This window comes from Klebsiella sp. Ech2A (assembly GCF_030078455.1).
Classification (GTDB): Bacteria; Pseudomonadota; Gammaproteobacteria; order Enterobacterales; family Enterobacteriaceae; genus Klebsiella; species Klebsiella terrigena.
The window spans coordinates 1-14,474 of record NZ_JAQGFU010000010.1 but is presented as its reverse complement, the minus strand read 5'-3'; the positions used below and the strand labels follow the sequence as shown (position 1 = coordinate 14,474).

The window sequence follows — 14,474 nt, the reverse complement described above, 5'->3', positions numbered from 1 at the left end:
ACACAGTATAATATCATTCAATATATACAAATATGCTCTTTACTTTTATGTAATCAAGGACAACCTGGATTGTCCTTGATTCAGAGACTTACTTATCACTCTCGTACTTATATCCATATTCTGCATATGAACCGTAAGAGTAATAATTTGCAGCACGTTTCATTACGCCGTTGATGATAACACCCTTCACTTCAACACCAACGCGTTCAAACCGTTGATAACAGATTTCCACATCCTTAACTGTATTAGTTTCAAACTTAGAAACTAATAGGGTAGTGCCGGAAAGTGCACCGATGATTACTGCATCTGTTACCGCCAACACAGGAGGGGTATCGACTATAACTAAGTCATATTCCGCACCGGCTTTTTCTAGCAGGTTTGTCATACGATTCCCCATCAGCAGTTCAGATGGGTTAGGCGGGTTGCTACCCCTGACAATTAATGTAAGGTTATCGACTCCTGTCGGCGATTTAACCTGATCGTAATCAATAACGCCGGCGAGATATGCAGATAACCCCGTTCCTTTATTAATCAGACCAAATGCATCATGTAAATGACCCTTTCTCATATCGGCATCAATGACCAGTACTTTTTTGCCCTGTTGCGCAATAACCGCTGCTAAGTTGAGGCTTGTAAACGACTTACCGATTCCAGGTGTAGCACCCGTGATCATGATTACGTTGTTTTTAGCTTCAAGCATTGCGAAGTGCAGACTGGTTCTTAAACCACGAATTGCCTCAATTGCCAAGTCTGCGGGGTTATTAATTGCAAGCAAACCTTCTGGACGATTATCGTTTTTCGCACGTTTCTGACCATTTCGTGACTGCCAGTCAGAAAAAGGAATAGACGCATAAACATTGACGCCAATCTCATCAAGCTGTTCAGCGCTTTCAATTCCCTTATGCAGTAGAAGTTTCACAATCACTGCACAAACCGACAAAATTATCCCAATAAACACAGAGATAGCCAGGATTAGTAATTTCTTAGGTGCAACTGGATAATCCTGGATTAATGGATTATCAACAATCCTTACGTTACCAACGGTACTGGCTTTATTGATTCTCAATTCCTGTTGCTTATTAAGCATCTGCATGTAAACAGCTTGACCCGACTCTACGTCACGCGTCAGTCTGAGAATTTCTTGCTGCACTTTCGGTAATTTTTCTACGCGCTTACCTAAGTTAACTTTCTCTTTCTCTAAAACTGCTCTCTTCTCAAGCAGTGCTTTGTACGCTGGATGTTGCACTGTGTACAGTTTTGAAATTTCAGCCTCTCTGAATGTTAACTGATTGAGCTGAGACTCAACCGAAACCATCGTATCCAATACAGATTTAGCTTCCAGGGACAAGTCAACTGAGTCATTCTCCTGACGAAACTGATTAAGTTTGTCTTCATTTTCATCAAGAGATGTTCTCTCTGCAGGCAGTTGCTTTTCTAAAAACTGCAAACTTTTATCAGCTTCTTCTGATTTTCTCTCAATGTTTTGCAACAAATAGTTTTGCGTAATACTGGATAAAACTAAATTAGCTTCCTTTTCACTTTCTGCGTCATAGCTAATTTGTAAGATTCCACTGTCTTTTCCTTTATCACTGACAGAAAGATTCGATAATATATTAGCAACAGTTTTTTGAATCGTCTGTTTAGTCATATTAAATGCATCACCAGGCTCAGCATCAATATCATTAACCAGCAGCTCTATACCATCAGTTGATAAAAGCTTACCTTTAGTTCCGTCAAACTTACCGACATCAGGAACATCGAGGCTGTAGTGGTTATTATCAACAATCGTCACTTTCATCGAAACATTTAACAGCTCCGCTGGAACCGTAAATCTGGCGATAGAAAGACTTTCTTTTGCTGTTTTCTTTGACTCCCCAAAAATCCTCGACAGGCCTTTCCCGACGACCGGGAAGTGATCGTGTTCTAATCGTGTAGTCAAATCCAGGTCATCTATAGTTTTACCGATAACCAATCTGGATTGGAGAAGCTGGGTTTCAGCTGATGATTCAGGTTGGCCCGTTGGCAATACATCAGAAAGACTACTCAGAATATTGCTACCGGCTGACTGCTCAACTTGTATCAGCGCATCACTTCGATAAATCGGTGTTGCCAACAGAGCATAAACGAGCCCAAAGCAAACGCACAAAGATGTAATACCAAAAATCAACCGTCTGTTATCGATGAAGACGCCTATCAACCTACTGAATTCAATCTCATCATTATCTTTGGATGATTGTCTGGCCTGCTTGATTCTTTCAGTCATAATATTCCTAACTATCTCTGTAACATTTCAGCCCATTTTAAAGCTGATTCGTTTAAATGATTATAGGCAAATTCATATGCTTCTAATGATTTACCATAAGGGTCAGGTGTTTCTTTACGGTCAAGCCAATGACCAAAGAACATTACTTTCCCTCGAATCTCTGGAGATAATTTACACACATACTCTAGATGTTGTTTCTCCATAACCAAGATTAAATCGTTTTCCTGACAATCAGCCTTAGTGATCTGTCTTGCGACATGACCCTCCAATGATAAACCATGACTTTTTGCCACCTCCACAGACATCGAATAAGCAGGTTTCCCGACCAGAGCACCTATTCCTGCAGACGTGATTTTTAAGTTAGCAAGTTCTCGCCTCAATAGCCGCTCACCAGTAGGTGAACGGCATATATTGCCCGTACACACAACTAAAATAGAGTTAAACATGGTCAGTTCCAGTTTCTAACGAAACGTACAGCCTCAGTCATCTCATGCACCCCATTAATAGTTGGTACCAGCTGAGAAATCACACGATTCCAACGAACAATAGGCGCTGCTGTTACATAGACAATATCATATGGTTGTAATTGGAATTCGGTTCCTAGAACCATTGCCGATGCATCTTGCGCATTTAATTGATATATGTTGGCAATCTTCCCTTGCTTATCGGCTTTCATTTGCCGGATAACAAACACACCAGTAGCATCACTCAATGATTGAGATATTCCTTCGGCATTACCCAAGGCTTCAGCTAAAGTCATGCCACTACGATCCATCTTCATAGTGCTCTGTTTGCCTACTTCCCCCATAACAAAGACCTTCAGATCGTCATTGCGCGGTACAAACAGAATATCACCGGGATAAAGCAAATGGTTTTCGGTCAGATCGCCTTTTTGCATTAGCGCATACAATGACACTTTAGTATCTTTGCCATTATGCGTTAACACCACATTTCGCCAGTCGGCATCAGGAGCCAGGCCACCGGCATTATTGATGGCATCCATCACGGTCAAAGGTATGTTGCTAATTGGCTGCTGTCCAGATTTTATCACTTCGCCAGTGACATAGGCTTTTTGTGAACGGAATGCCGCAACGCTAATGTCCACCTGCGGGCTTTCAATATAAGTTGTCAGCCTGCTAGCTATATCCTGACGCACCTGACTCAGGGTTTTTCCCACCACCTGTATTTTCCCTATATAGGGATAGAAGATCGTGCCGTCAGCATTAACCCAGTTGCCGGTATCGCTGGCGCTTCGGTACTGGCCCGCTGGCGTTGTTAACTCCGGGTGGTCCCACACGGTCACCATCAATACGTCACCCACCCCGATGCGGTACTCATAGCTCTTCAGCAAGTTATCCAGTTGCGGGTTAGGCCGCGCCATAACCGTATTCGGACGCAGTTGCTCAATCAGGCCAGGCGTCATTGGATAAACGTTAACCAGCTTATTGATATCATAGTCACTGTCTGTCGGCTTAATGACATCTTTATTCCAGGTGCCTAAACCTTGGCCAGGAACGACCGTACAACCGCTTAACAGGCCAAGCGCTAATGCCAGCCCACTTATTTTCAAAAATCGTCTTTCCATGATACATCTACCATCATTTATTCTAATTTAATGCTTTGACCGACGTGCCGCGGACAAAGACAAAGATTCATTAACCCGCACAAGGTGCGTCATAATGCCCCAAAACACTCACATCTGAATTAGTTTCTCAGCGCCCAGGCTCTACTGCAATTCAAGCAACTCATTGCATACACCTACTTTTTAACGGTTAAAGAGCTGTTTTACAAACAGGTACTTAGGTATTAAGGAGCAATCGGCTTATCCCTGTCCGAAGTCATATCATAAAGCTGATACTGCCGGCCCAGCATCTGACCACCGTCACGCGTTAACGGAGTCCAGCTGATAGTTGGCCGACTACGGGTTGGCTGGGTGCTCATCAGGTCAAGCGGAATAGAGATGTAGAACCCTTTGGTAAAGGAACCTTCGCCATACTCTTCTTTAGAAACGTTAGTCTGCGTGGCATACGCGCCAATCACTACCCCGCTATCAAAGCGCTTAGAGATATCCAGGGTCGCGCCCTTATCCTTAGCCAGATACTGCCCCACGCTCAGCTTTAACAATATATCGTCCGCAAACCACGGCCGCCAGTACCCCGTTAAATGGCCGGTGGCGACTTTGTAATTCGTGAACTGCATCATGCTGTCCCAGTCACGCTGTTTCACGTAGTTGCCATCGATCCCCACGGCCCAGTTGGCATCCAACGGGCGGTACAGCAGTTCAGCCCCTACGCCGCCATACATCATTTCCAGGTAACCGCCGTATATCTGGCCGTAGAAATCATTGCCTAATGCCCGCACATAGTTTGTTTGCAGCGACTGGACATAGACATCATTCTCTACATAGTCACGAATATGGGTACGGACGCGTGGTAAGGTAGAATCTGAAGGTGTACCGTCATAATTGAATTTATTGTAGTTATTCGTGACGTTGGCAAAGACACTCCCTTCAACCAGCCAATTGTTGGTCAGCCAGTAGCTGGCATCGCCGACCACACCAATTTGGTACATGTAGAAACTTTCAGGCCCTCCCACTGACTGGCGTAAAACCGGGCTGAGGCTATAATCTAAACGGTTCTTATCCTTATAGAAGCCCTGACCTTGAGTGGTGTCAGGTTCGATTCGCTGCTGGCGTAACGGTTGCTCTTGGCCAAGAGGATAACCTTCCTGCTGTTGCCGCAGACTGGCAACATCCGTACTCGTAGTGACCAGCGGCATGCCAAAGCGGGACTGAGTGACCTCGAGGGTTTTCACGTTAGCAGGAAGATCGTTCACCATGATCAGATTGGCGCGATCCACCCCGTGTTGCGTGTTCAGGTATTTATCCTGTTCCCCGCTGGCTTTCAATTTATCTCCCGTAATCTCCACGCGAGGCCCGCTCAACCCGGCAGTGTCTTCCAGCTCATTCAGCTGATTAGCCGCTACGCTATATTGCACGACGTGTGGAGTCTGCTCTTCAGGTTGATAAGCTGGTTTCGGATCCTGGTAAAATGGGCGCAACTCATTGGCGTTCATACGCAAGGTGAAGCCAAACATAAACGTATTACCGCGCTCATAGCTGGCGTTCACATCCATCCAGTCAGTGAGTCGATAAACCATACCCCAGTTCCATTTGCTGCTTTGCGATAGCTGTCCTGCAAAATCATCGCGATAATTATTGCCATCATATTCTAATTTAAGCCGCAGCGGTTGCCATGGTGTCTGCCACGAAACGCCACCAAATACGCCAGCTGGCCCTTTGAACGTATCGCTAAAGTTAAAATCTCCTGCTGACCGACTAGCTGAGCGTTCGCAGTATTTATCACTGTAGGAACAGAAAGGGTTGGTAATATTACCGCTGTTTCCGATATACCCCCAGCCAATTCCCAGAGAGAAGTCAAATGGCCCCACAGCTTTGTTGGCGACAAAATATTCGCTGTCAAATAAACCGGTCCCGCCGATATCCCGCATTCCATAAGCCACCTGTGGAAGGTAGTGGCTCTCTTCCCATAAACGCAGTTTGATATCAAACGATTTATCTTTATAACTTTGGCTACCGCTGAAGCTGGGATCGTTGCTGTAAAGGCGATTTCGCACGTCGGTATAGCGAAGCGTCGTCTCCAGCCACGGGAACATCGCAATTGAGATGGAGTAAAAACGATATTGGTCATTATTACGATAGTTGGCGCTAATTTCCCCTTCCTGAGGAACGCGCGCGGTGGGCGTTTGCATCAAACCCGCACCGCCAAAATCCGATTGAGAGGGCCCCAAAGGGAGCGGATAAGTTTCAGCTTCCTCAGCGTGGCAGGCAAACGCAACGGAAACGGTAAGTAAGCTAAGGAGGAAGTCTCTTTTCATTAATTTGGCATCCGATGCGTCAGAACTGAGATGATTTTCTGATTCAGGTCTTCATTATCCGCAGGCAAAGCGCTTGAGGCAAACGACGCCACGATAATACTCCCCGGTTGAGGCTCGACATGCCGTCGGTTCCAGTAATCTACTGGCGCAACACGAACGGCACCATCGGGATCGATCACCGTCACCTGACTGAGCTCGGCCCCGGACAAATAATCATGGCCATCGAGATATTCACTGACCTGGCGCCCCGGCTGCCACACCAGCGTTCCAGCCCTGCTGACGGGACCAAACAGAGTAACAGAACCGGTTTCCGAAGCCTGATACAGGCTGTAATCACCGCTCAATGTCCGGTTAGCTTTATCATTATTGTTCACTAATGCCGGATCGAGAGAGGTAAATTGCCTGCCTGTAACTTTTATATCCTTAAGCTGAGCGATCACCTGATTAATTGCCGCTGCACGGTCACCCTCTTCACGGCCTGCCCAGCGATGTAACCGGGTAAGCGTCTGCTGCAATTCCTGGTTTGCCAGGCGCGTCGCAGTCGGAGTCGCAATCACCATCCCCGGCTGGTATTGACCGAACGCCGGGTCGGCGACCAGCTGACGCAAATCCTTCACCTGATTAACGGTCTGGCTATATCCTCCGCCGGGAGAATAAATCACGACTTGCCCATCTGCCAGGGCTGCAGCCGAGCTAAACGCCAGCATTCCGCAAAATCCAAATATGCTTGTTTTTATTTTCATTATGGCATCGTCGCTTTCAGAAGGCTGATTTCAACAGGTAGTACAGCGCCAAGATACTGTTTGCTCTGACGAACCTGTCCCGTGGCGGCATCAATCCAGAATATATTTTGCCAGCTGCTGCCGGTAGCCTGAAGTGAAACATCTTCTTGCCAAATCTGGCAAGGTATCGACTTCCCGGCCAGATTGAGTACTTCACTGCCCTGCAAGCTAAAACGGGATGTCAATACGGAAGAAAGAGGGTTTCCCTTCTCCGTCCAGCGGACGGTGCGGGTCCAACTCGCCCCATCACGTAGCGCCTTCGCCCTCAGCAGCGGATCCTGCTGCAGGTTGGAAACCGATAGTAAATTATCCCGATAGCCCAAGGACTTAACCAGACGCCCATTTTGGGTTACAAAAACCACCTGATCGCTGGTCACCCAATAATCCAGGCCATCTTGATGATAACCGGCTACATATAGGCGTGGCACCTGAGGAAGGCGGAGGTAAATACTGCCATAAGGGGCTGGCAGGCTGGCGATCCTGGCATCTGGGATGGTGATATCATCCTGACCAAGCAGCGCCTGTTTAAAAGTGTCCCCAACGCTACGTTGGGACGGAGTACAAGCTTGTAAACACAGCAGGCAAAGCAGCAACGTTAAATAGCGCACGAGAAATACCCTGCACAGAAGGATAATGAAAAATAACCACACTTTCGTGTGGTTATAAATTATATTTTTTGGCTTAGCGGGTTGTTGCTGTTGTGGTCGTGGTACTAGTATTACTGTTAGAGTTACCATCGTTGTTAGCCATAGCAACTGCGATCCCCGCAGCAACAGCTACACCAACCCCAACGCCAATCATAGTAGTGGTGCCAGTACTCATGGTTGAAGTGTTAGCAGGTGCGGCTGAGGCACCCATAGACGCGCCTGCCAGCATCAGCACCGCCAATACGCTCATAGTTTTCTTCATAATGACTCCTTATCATCGGATGAAAAAACGACTTACATGAGCTAACACAATAGCTCAATAAACTTCATAAATAAAACACAAAAAGCACAACAACACCGTCTGTTTATAACAGCGATTTTTACAAAAAATAGAAAACACAGTGATTTAATTATAATTTTTATTTATTTAAAATCAGTTAGTTACAGTAAAAATGTGAAGTAATCATGGCATCATTCGCTGCGCCTCAAATTTCTTATCAATATACGCCAGCTACCTGTTCTAGGTATGCACACTAAATGGTAGCCGTCAGAAATCAAGCTTAACAAACTGAAATTTAAGTTTTCTTTACCCAGGAAAACCACTCAACGGCTCAGGTTATACGTCGAACATACAGCCTATTACATTTTCAGCCTACATAAGGAAATTCTGAAAAAATAGCCGACATATAACAGACAGCATTTATCTACAATGCCCTGTGTTAACACTCCTGACAACCACCATCCGGCGTTTCTGGCGCTCATACCTGCGACTTGAGTCATATGCCCAGGTATCAGGTCATCCATACTCTGTAGGCCAGTTTCAAAAATGACCTGAGATGAAGGTGTATTCACGCTGTGGATACCGACTCAAAGGCGCGTTTTTCGACATCTCGCGTAGTATCAAGGGAACTAAAAATGTTGCCGACCAGCGATTCTCGACCATTTAAAGACGCTACCGCCCTTGGCTTAACAGCTACCAATGCACTGTACTTCCTTTTTAAGCCAATTGACCGACTTCATGTCCGTCGAATAATTAATCACTCACTATAATTTCAGCGGCATCAAGTTTACGAGATTCTGCAGCCAAATGGGAGAGTAAATGAAAATTATTCACTCATTAAAAACCATCTTTGCCGGCGCTAAAAACAAACACGCAACCGGCATTGAGCTTATTAAGCAACGTCACAAAATTTGTTACCTTAACACCCTCACCATCAAGGAAGCCACGCACTATCTTGTTTTTAAAGGTTTTTTATAAAAAAACCCTAAAAAACTCATTCGATTTGCATCCTGGTCAACTACAAAATCTAATAGATTAAGTTTGTCGATTATACTTGACAAACTTAATTTAAAATCAGACGGTAATCTTATCGCTCTATTTAGGAATCATCTCACAAGCATTATAAAAAACATGGATATTGCTCAGGATGTAGTAACAGTTATTTATTTCACGAATATGAATCCGCTTATGCCCGCTTAATCAATCTGCAACCATCCTGACGCTCGCGCTATGTCCTGGATATTGAGCGATGCCCGTAAGCTCAACGCCATCTCTTTGGCGCAATCAATAAAAGTGCTTATGCAGATCCGCGCGGGTAAAAGGCTTTTCCAGCGGGCCAATTTTCACCGCAATTTCACCCAGTAGGGACTGGGTTGGCGCCTTTACGCCAGTGTTAAGCAGCAGTACTGGGATCATAATTACGCTGAACACCCCGCTCCACGAAAGCTGTACATTCCCCGCTCGCGATGTCCGCGATTGCAGCAGGAGGAACAATGCGCTACCGCTCGCGCCCAGCAGCAGGCCTGCGACCACTTCCGAGGTGGAGTGGGCATGAATCATTAATCTGGAGTAACCCACCAGCGCCGCCAGGGCATAGCCAGCCACGACGGCTGCGCGACGCACTCCTGTCGTTGCGCGAGAGAAAAGGAGCCATAAAAAAATCGGCCAAAATGCGGCTGACAGAGCGGTATGCCCGCTAAACCCGGTGAAATCGATTTCACGAATACCGATGCCCCAGCCCATAAAGGCCAGTTTCGATGCGCTAACGATAGCGCCAGTGATGCCGAACAAGAGTGCCCACTGGCAGGCCACCCGCCGGGATGGTACCCGCAGGAACAACACAATCAACAGTCCCGCGGCGCTGGGTAACAGCACGGTGCTATCGCCAAAAAAGGAGACAAATTGCCAGCTCATTTACTTTTCATCCTTTGACGATATCTCCTGTTCATAGCGTTTTTCCACGATGTTTATGTGGGAATGCATATCCATAAACTTCACATTTTTATGCATACATAACCGATGTTTAATGCGTAAGTATGATCTCAGTCAAGTTTTATTTTTTTATGATCGCCGGGATAACGCATATTCTTTAAGAATAATCTTACTAAGTAACTCTTCATTAAGATTAAATTCTGCTCGTCTGACCATTACACGATCCTGTCGTTATCCGCGCGCGCCCCACTCTCCCATACTGCGTATTTCGGATAAATTCATTGAAACACTTATCTAAAACCGCTAACACTCTGATTATATATGTTTTTTAGATAAACATTTCTTTCAGGCTAAAGGCTATCTAACCGGCTACAGAAGCATCGAGGGATTTACCTTCTTAATTTTGCTTCCGTAGCCCGCTATTTTTACTGCGTCGCCGTCACGTCGTTAGGCCAGCAGCTTCTTAATGCTCTCGCGGAATTTGCTGCCTTCTTTATGGTTACGCAGACCGTAATTAACGAATGCCTGCATATAGCCCATCTTCTTACCGCAATCGTAGCTCTCACCGGTCATCAGCATAGCGTCGACGGACTGCTTTTTCGCCAGCTCTGCGATGGCATCCGTTAACTGAATACGGCCCCATGCGCCCGGCTCAGCGCGCTCCAGCTCGCTCCACACGTCGGCAGAGAGAACGTAGCGCCCCACGGCCATCAGGTCGGAGTCGAGGGTCTGCGGCTCATCCGGCTTTTCGATAAACTCCACAATGCGGCCAATCTGCCCTTCCGTTTCCAGCGGTTCACGGGTCTGAATAACCGAATACTCTGACAGATCGCCTGGCATTCTCTTCGCCAGAACCTGGCTGCGCCCCGTTTCATTAAAGCGGGCAACCATCGCCGCAAGGTTGTAGCGCAGCGGATCGGCGCTTGCATCGTCTAATACGATATCCGGCAGTACGACAACAAAGGGGTTATCGCCAACAATCGGGCGGGCGCAAAGGATAGAGTGGCCTAAACCAAGCTGCTGCCCCTGACGTACGTTCATAATGGTGACGCCCGGCGGACAAATAGCCTGCACTTCGGCCAGAAGCTGGCGCTTCACGCGCTGTTCAAGCAGCGCTTCCAGCTCGTAGGAGGTATCGAAATGGTTTTCAACTGCATTCTTGGATGAATGGGTAACCAGCACAATTTCCTTGATGCCGGCGGCAACAATTTCGTCAACGATGTACTGAACCATAGGTTTATCGACGATCGGCAGCATCTCTTTGGGGATCGCCTTAGTTGCCGGTAACATATGCATACCTAACCCTGCTACCGGAATAACCGCTTTCAAACTCGCCATTCTCATATCCATCCGTAAGTTATAGATCTTTCTATGCCTGTCAGACCGCATGTATCAACGGCATTTATTGCTGATAATACAGGTTTGCGACCGGCCCGACTTCCCGTCAAATTCTGAATTTACGCGTTTAACCAGAGAATACACTTAAAGTATGATGGCCGACAGGCCGATTTAAGAAAATTCTTATGCCATTTATTTCGTTGGATCGCAAGGCGCGCTCATCGTTACGGACCCGACTTATCCTTCCATCTCTACCCATAAGATTAATCTATGTACCAATAAACGCAAAATCACCATAAAAACTTGATTTATATTGATATTTTACAATTCAACAGTGCAGAAAGCGCCCACTAAATAGCGCTTAGCGCTCCGTTAAAACGAGCGTCAAGGCGAGATATTTTGAAATATTCTCCCTATACCTGACCAGAATATACGCCTGCCATTGCCATATAAATCTATCAATATCCTCATATATAATCGGATATATCACAATCCACGCAATCAGGTAGTAGGAAAAACTATTCACCGCCATGATGCAGCCAAATAGCCGCCTGCGCATCGTACCGCGAGAGCGGTAATCGCGTAACGATAGCCGGCGGTGAGCCGCGATATAACGCCGCTGGCGCTCAGAGTCACAATAAGCCGCCTCCCCGCGGCCATCCTGATTTCAATCACTTATAAGTCGGTTAATTCGCATAAATATAAGCCATAACGTTTATATTTTATCCGCTGGAATATTCATCACGATTACTTTTATTTGTCTCCGACCTCAGCGGCGGCGGGGTCTGAGCGACCGTATACGACATAATTCGAGTTGCAATTTAGCAGTCGCTTATCCATGATCGACGTATGGCACGCTTATGTTGTAAAGGTTTTAACGAATGATGGAATGGATTGCCGACCCCTCAATCTGGGCCGGTCTGGTAACGCTTGTCGTTATTGAACTGGTGCTCGGGATTGATAACCTGGTGTTTATCGCGATTCTTGCCGAAAAGCTTCCTCCCGCTCAGCGCGACCGCGCCCGCGTCATTGGCCTGCTGTTGGCCATGCTGATGCGCCTGCTGCTGCTGGCATCGATATCCTGGCTAGTCACCCTGACGAAGCCGCTGCTGACCTATCATGACCTGAGCTTCAGCGCACGCGACCTGATCATGCTGTTTGGCGGGCTATTTTTACTGTTTAAGGCCACGGTTGAGCTTAACGAACGTCTTGAAGGCAAGGACAGCGATAATCCCGTTCAACGCAAAGGCGCGCGGTTCTGGGGCGTCGTGACGCAGATTGTGGTGCTGGACGCCATCTTCTCGCTCGACTCGGTGATTACCGCGGTCGGTATGGTCGACCATCTGGCGGTAATGATGGCGGCGGTGGTTATCGCCATAAGCCTGATGCTGCTTGCCAGCAAAGCGTTAACCCGCTTTGTTAACAGCCACCCGACTATCGTTATCCTGTGCCTCAGCTTCCTGTTAATGATCGGCTTTAGCCTCATCGCCGAAGGGTTTGGCTTCCCAATCCCGAAAGGTTATCTGTACGCGGCGATCGGCTTCTCGGTGATTATTGAATCGCTCAACCAGCTGGCGCTGTTCAATCGCCGTCGTTTCCTCTCGGCCAATCTGACGCTGCGCCAGCGCACCACGGAAGCGGTGATGAGCCTGCTGAGCGGGCATAAGGAAAACGCCGAGCTGAATACGGACAGCGCGGCGCTGATTGTCAATCAGCAGGACGGCCCGCTGTTCAACCCCCAGGAGCGGCGGATGATTGAGCGGGTGCTTAACCTCAACCAGCGCACCGTCAGCAGCATTATGACCTCACGCCATGATATCGAGCATATCGATATGAGCGCACCGGAAGCCGAGATCCGCGCGCTGCTGGAGAAAAACCAGCATACCCGGCTGGTGGTCACCGGCGGGGAAGATGACGAAGACCTGCTCGGCGTGGTGCACGTTATCGATCTGCTGCAGCAGTCGCTGCGCAACGAGCCGCTCAACCTCCACGTTCTGCTGCGCCAGCCGCTGGTGTTCCCCGAAACGCTGCCGCTGCTTCCCGCCCTCGAGCAGTTTCGTCATGCCCGGACCCACTTTGCCTTCGTGGTCGATGAGTTCGGCTCCGTTGAGGGGCTGGTGACGCTGAGCGACGTGATGGAAACGATTGCCGGTAATCTGCCGAATGAGGCGGAAGAGATTGACGCCCGCCATGATATTACCCGGGATCCTGACGGCAGCTGGACGGTCAACGGCCATATGCCGCTCGAAGATTTAGTCCAGTACGTTCCCCTGCCGCTCGATGATAAGCGCGAGTATCACACCATCGCCGGCCTGCTGATGGAATATCTCCAGCATGTGCCTGAAGCCGGGGAAGAGGTTAAGATTGGCGATTACATTCTGCGTACCCTGCAGGTTGAAAGCCACCGGGTGCAGAAGGTGCAGATTATCCCACCGCCTGTGCAGGACGATGAGCTGAGTTACGAAGTATAGGATGATGACCTTCCCCGGTCGCGCAGCGCTCGCCGGGGCTTCGGATTAGCGCAGGGCCGTAGCCCGGATAAGCATCGCGCCATCCGGGATACGGGTCCTGCCGCGGTCAAAGCTTATCGAGCAGCTTCTTAACGTCTTTGCCATCCTGGCTGTTCTTGTTGCGTTCAACCCAATCATTCAGGCGCTGCTTCGCCTCATCCTGCAGCTGTTTACGCAGAACCTGGTCAACCTGCAGGCTGTAGCTTAGCGACTGCCACTTGCCGTAGATTCGCAGCGGAATCGCCGTCTGCTTGAGTCGCTCGATCAGCTTGCCCTCGCCTTTCCAGCCGCCAAGCACGCGGACGTTGAAGCGCATGTCGCAATCTTCTTTCAGCAGATTCAGGCCGCCCTGCCCGGTTAGCGCCATCAGCTCAGACTGCCCCTGCAGGCTCTTCAGCGTCACCTCGCCCTTATCCAGCAGCAGGTCGCTGCTCATGGAATCGAGGCGGGTGGCGTTATCGTAGTTCCCCTGCGCCTGTACGTTGGTGCTGCGCGCAACGGCCTGCTGCACCAGCTGCTGGAAATTGAGCCCTTCGGTGCGGGTATCGCTCATTTGCAGATGCGCCTGCCCCTGCCAGCTGCGGCGGAAGTCGTCGGCATCAATACGCTGGCCGGAAAAATCACCGGCCAGCGAGAGCTTACCGGTGAGGTTCAACGAGTAGTTAAAGGCATTAAGGATGGTGCCAATCTCGACGTTATCGAGTTTTGGCTGGAAGGAAGCCTCAGCGGTATCCTTGCGCGCATCCAGCGTGCCGGGCAGAGAGATAAGCCCGCCGTCGAGCTCGCCCTGCAGCTGATTAATCGTCAGCAGCCCCTGCTGGTTAG

The 14,474-nt window shown here is 48.4% G+C and carries 12 protein-coding genes; 2 read left to right on the top strand and 10 right to left on the bottom strand.

What is annotated here, in order from left to right; all coding sequences use genetic code 11:
• Positions 1 to 88: 88 nt before the first annotated feature.
• The 7 genes from PFH44_RS04205 to PFH44_RS04175 all read right to left on the bottom strand — a co-directional run bounded on the left by PFH44_RS04205 (position 89) and on the right by PFH44_RS04175 (position 7,851).
• A complete protein-coding gene (locus PFH44_RS04205) occupies positions 89 to 2,263 on the bottom strand; it encodes a polysaccharide biosynthesis tyrosine autokinase (RefSeq protein ID WP_283824380.1) in 2,175 nt (724 codons plus the stop codon).
• Positions 2,264 to 2,274: 11 nt separating this feature from the next.
• On the bottom strand, positions 2,275 to 2,709 hold the full coding sequence (locus tag PFH44_RS04200; RefSeq protein WP_283824379.1) for an arsenate reductase/protein-tyrosine-phosphatase family protein: 435 nt from the start codon (positions 2,707 to 2,709) through the stop codon (positions 2,275 to 2,277).
• A 2-nt stretch (positions 2,710 to 2,711) separates the two neighbouring features.
• Positions 2,712 to 3,848 (bottom strand): polysaccharide export protein, encoded by a 1,137-nt coding sequence (locus tag PFH44_RS04195; protein WP_283824378.1) that lies wholly within the window; start codon positions 3,846 to 3,848, stop codon positions 2,712 to 2,714.
• Positions 3,849 to 4,069: 221 nt separating this feature from the next.
• Complete coding sequence (locus tag PFH44_RS04190; RefSeq protein WP_283824377.1) at positions 4,070 to 6,160, bottom strand: YjbH domain-containing protein; 2,091 nt, start codon at positions 6,158 to 6,160, stop codon at positions 4,070 to 4,072.
• Positions 6,160 to 6,903, bottom strand: coding sequence for a capsule biosynthesis GfcC family protein (locus PFH44_RS04185; protein WP_283824376.1), 744 nt, complete (start codon positions 6,901 to 6,903; stop codon positions 6,160 to 6,162). Before PFH44_RS04185 ends, PFH44_RS04190 begins: the two co-directional genes overlap by 1 nt.
• Complete coding sequence (locus tag PFH44_RS04180; RefSeq protein WP_283824375.1) at positions 6,903 to 7,550, bottom strand: YjbF family lipoprotein; 648 nt, start codon at positions 7,548 to 7,550, stop codon at positions 6,903 to 6,905. The genes PFH44_RS04185 and PFH44_RS04180 overlap by 1 nt, the downstream gene beginning before the upstream one ends.
• 73 nt (positions 7,551 to 7,623) lie before the next feature.
• Positions 7,624 to 7,851 carry a hypothetical protein gene (locus tag PFH44_RS04175; protein WP_283824374.1) on the bottom strand — a complete coding sequence of 76 codons (228 nt, stop codon included), beginning with the start codon at positions 7,849 to 7,851 and terminating at the stop codon, positions 7,624 to 7,626.
• 837 nt (positions 7,852 to 8,688) lie between these two features.
• Between PFH44_RS04175 and PFH44_RS04170 the strand changes: the two genes are divergently transcribed.
• A complete protein-coding gene (locus PFH44_RS04170) occupies positions 8,689 to 8,847 on the top strand; it encodes a hypothetical protein (protein WP_283824373.1) in 159 nt (52 codons plus the stop codon).
• Positions 8,848 to 9,153: 306 nt separating this feature from the next.
• Here PFH44_RS04170 and PFH44_RS04165 read toward each other — a convergent pair whose 3' ends face one another.
• Both PFH44_RS04165 and galF read right to left on the bottom strand, forming a co-directional pair.
• Positions 9,154 to 9,783 carry a phosphatase PAP2 family protein gene (locus tag PFH44_RS04165; RefSeq protein WP_283824372.1) on the bottom strand — a complete coding sequence of 210 codons (630 nt, stop codon included), beginning with the start codon at positions 9,781 to 9,783 and terminating at the stop codon, positions 9,154 to 9,156.
• A gap of 465 nt (positions 9,784 to 10,248) precedes the next feature.
• Positions 10,249 to 11,145 carry a UTP--glucose-1-phosphate uridylyltransferase GalF gene (galF, locus tag PFH44_RS04160; protein WP_463671534.1) on the bottom strand — a complete coding sequence of 299 codons (897 nt, stop codon included), beginning with the start codon at positions 11,143 to 11,145 and terminating at the stop codon, positions 10,249 to 10,251.
• Positions 11,146 to 12,023: 878 nt separating this feature from the next.
• Here galF and PFH44_RS04155 point away from each other — a divergent pair.
• Positions 12,024 to 13,610: a TerC family protein gene (locus tag PFH44_RS04155; RefSeq protein WP_283824415.1), complete on the top strand. Its 1,587-nt coding sequence runs from the start codon at positions 12,024 to 12,026 to the stop codon at positions 13,608 to 13,610.
• A gap of 106 nt (positions 13,611 to 13,716) precedes the next feature.
• Here the strand turns inward: PFH44_RS04155 and PFH44_RS04150 are convergent.
• Positions 13,717 to 14,474, bottom strand: a 758-nt coding sequence (locus PFH44_RS04150; protein WP_283824370.1) for an AsmA family protein, incomplete at its 5' end; no start/stop codon positions are given.

Coding starts and splice junctions, on each gene's coding strand:
- PFH44_RS04200 (WP_283824379.1), bottom strand. CDS start 2,709: ATGTTTAACTCTATTTTAGTTGTGTGTACGGGCAATATATGCCGTTCA.
- PFH44_RS04170 (WP_283824373.1), top strand. CDS start 8,689: ATGAAAATTATTCACTCATTAAAAACCATCTTTGCCGGCGCTAAAAAC.
- PFH44_RS04165 (WP_283824372.1), bottom strand. CDS start 9,783: ATGAGCTGGCAATTTGTCTCCTTTTTTGGCGATAGCACCGTGCTGTTA.
- galF (WP_463671534.1), bottom strand. CDS start 11,145: ATGAGAATGGCGAGTTTGAAAGCGGTTATTCCGGTAGCAGGGTTAGGT.
- PFH44_RS04175 (WP_283824374.1), bottom strand. CDS start 7,851: ATGAAGAAAACTATGAGCGTATTGGCGGTGCTGATGCTGGCAGGCGCG.
- PFH44_RS04195 (WP_283824378.1), bottom strand. CDS start 3,848: ATGGAAAGACGATTTTTGAAAATAAGTGGGCTGGCATTAGCGCTTGGC.
- PFH44_RS04205 (WP_283824380.1), bottom strand. CDS start 2,263: ATGACTGAAAGAATCAAGCAGGCCAGACAATCATCCAAAGATAATGAT.
- PFH44_RS04155 (WP_283824415.1), top strand. CDS start 12,024: ATGGAATGGATTGCCGACCCCTCAATCTGGGCCGGTCTGGTAACGCTT.
- PFH44_RS04190 (WP_283824377.1), bottom strand. CDS start 6,160: ATGAAAAGAGACTTCCTCCTTAGCTTACTTACCGTTTCCGTTGCGTTT.
- PFH44_RS04185 (WP_283824376.1), bottom strand. CDS start 6,903: ATGAAAATAAAAACAAGCATATTTGGATTTTGCGGAATGCTGGCGTTT.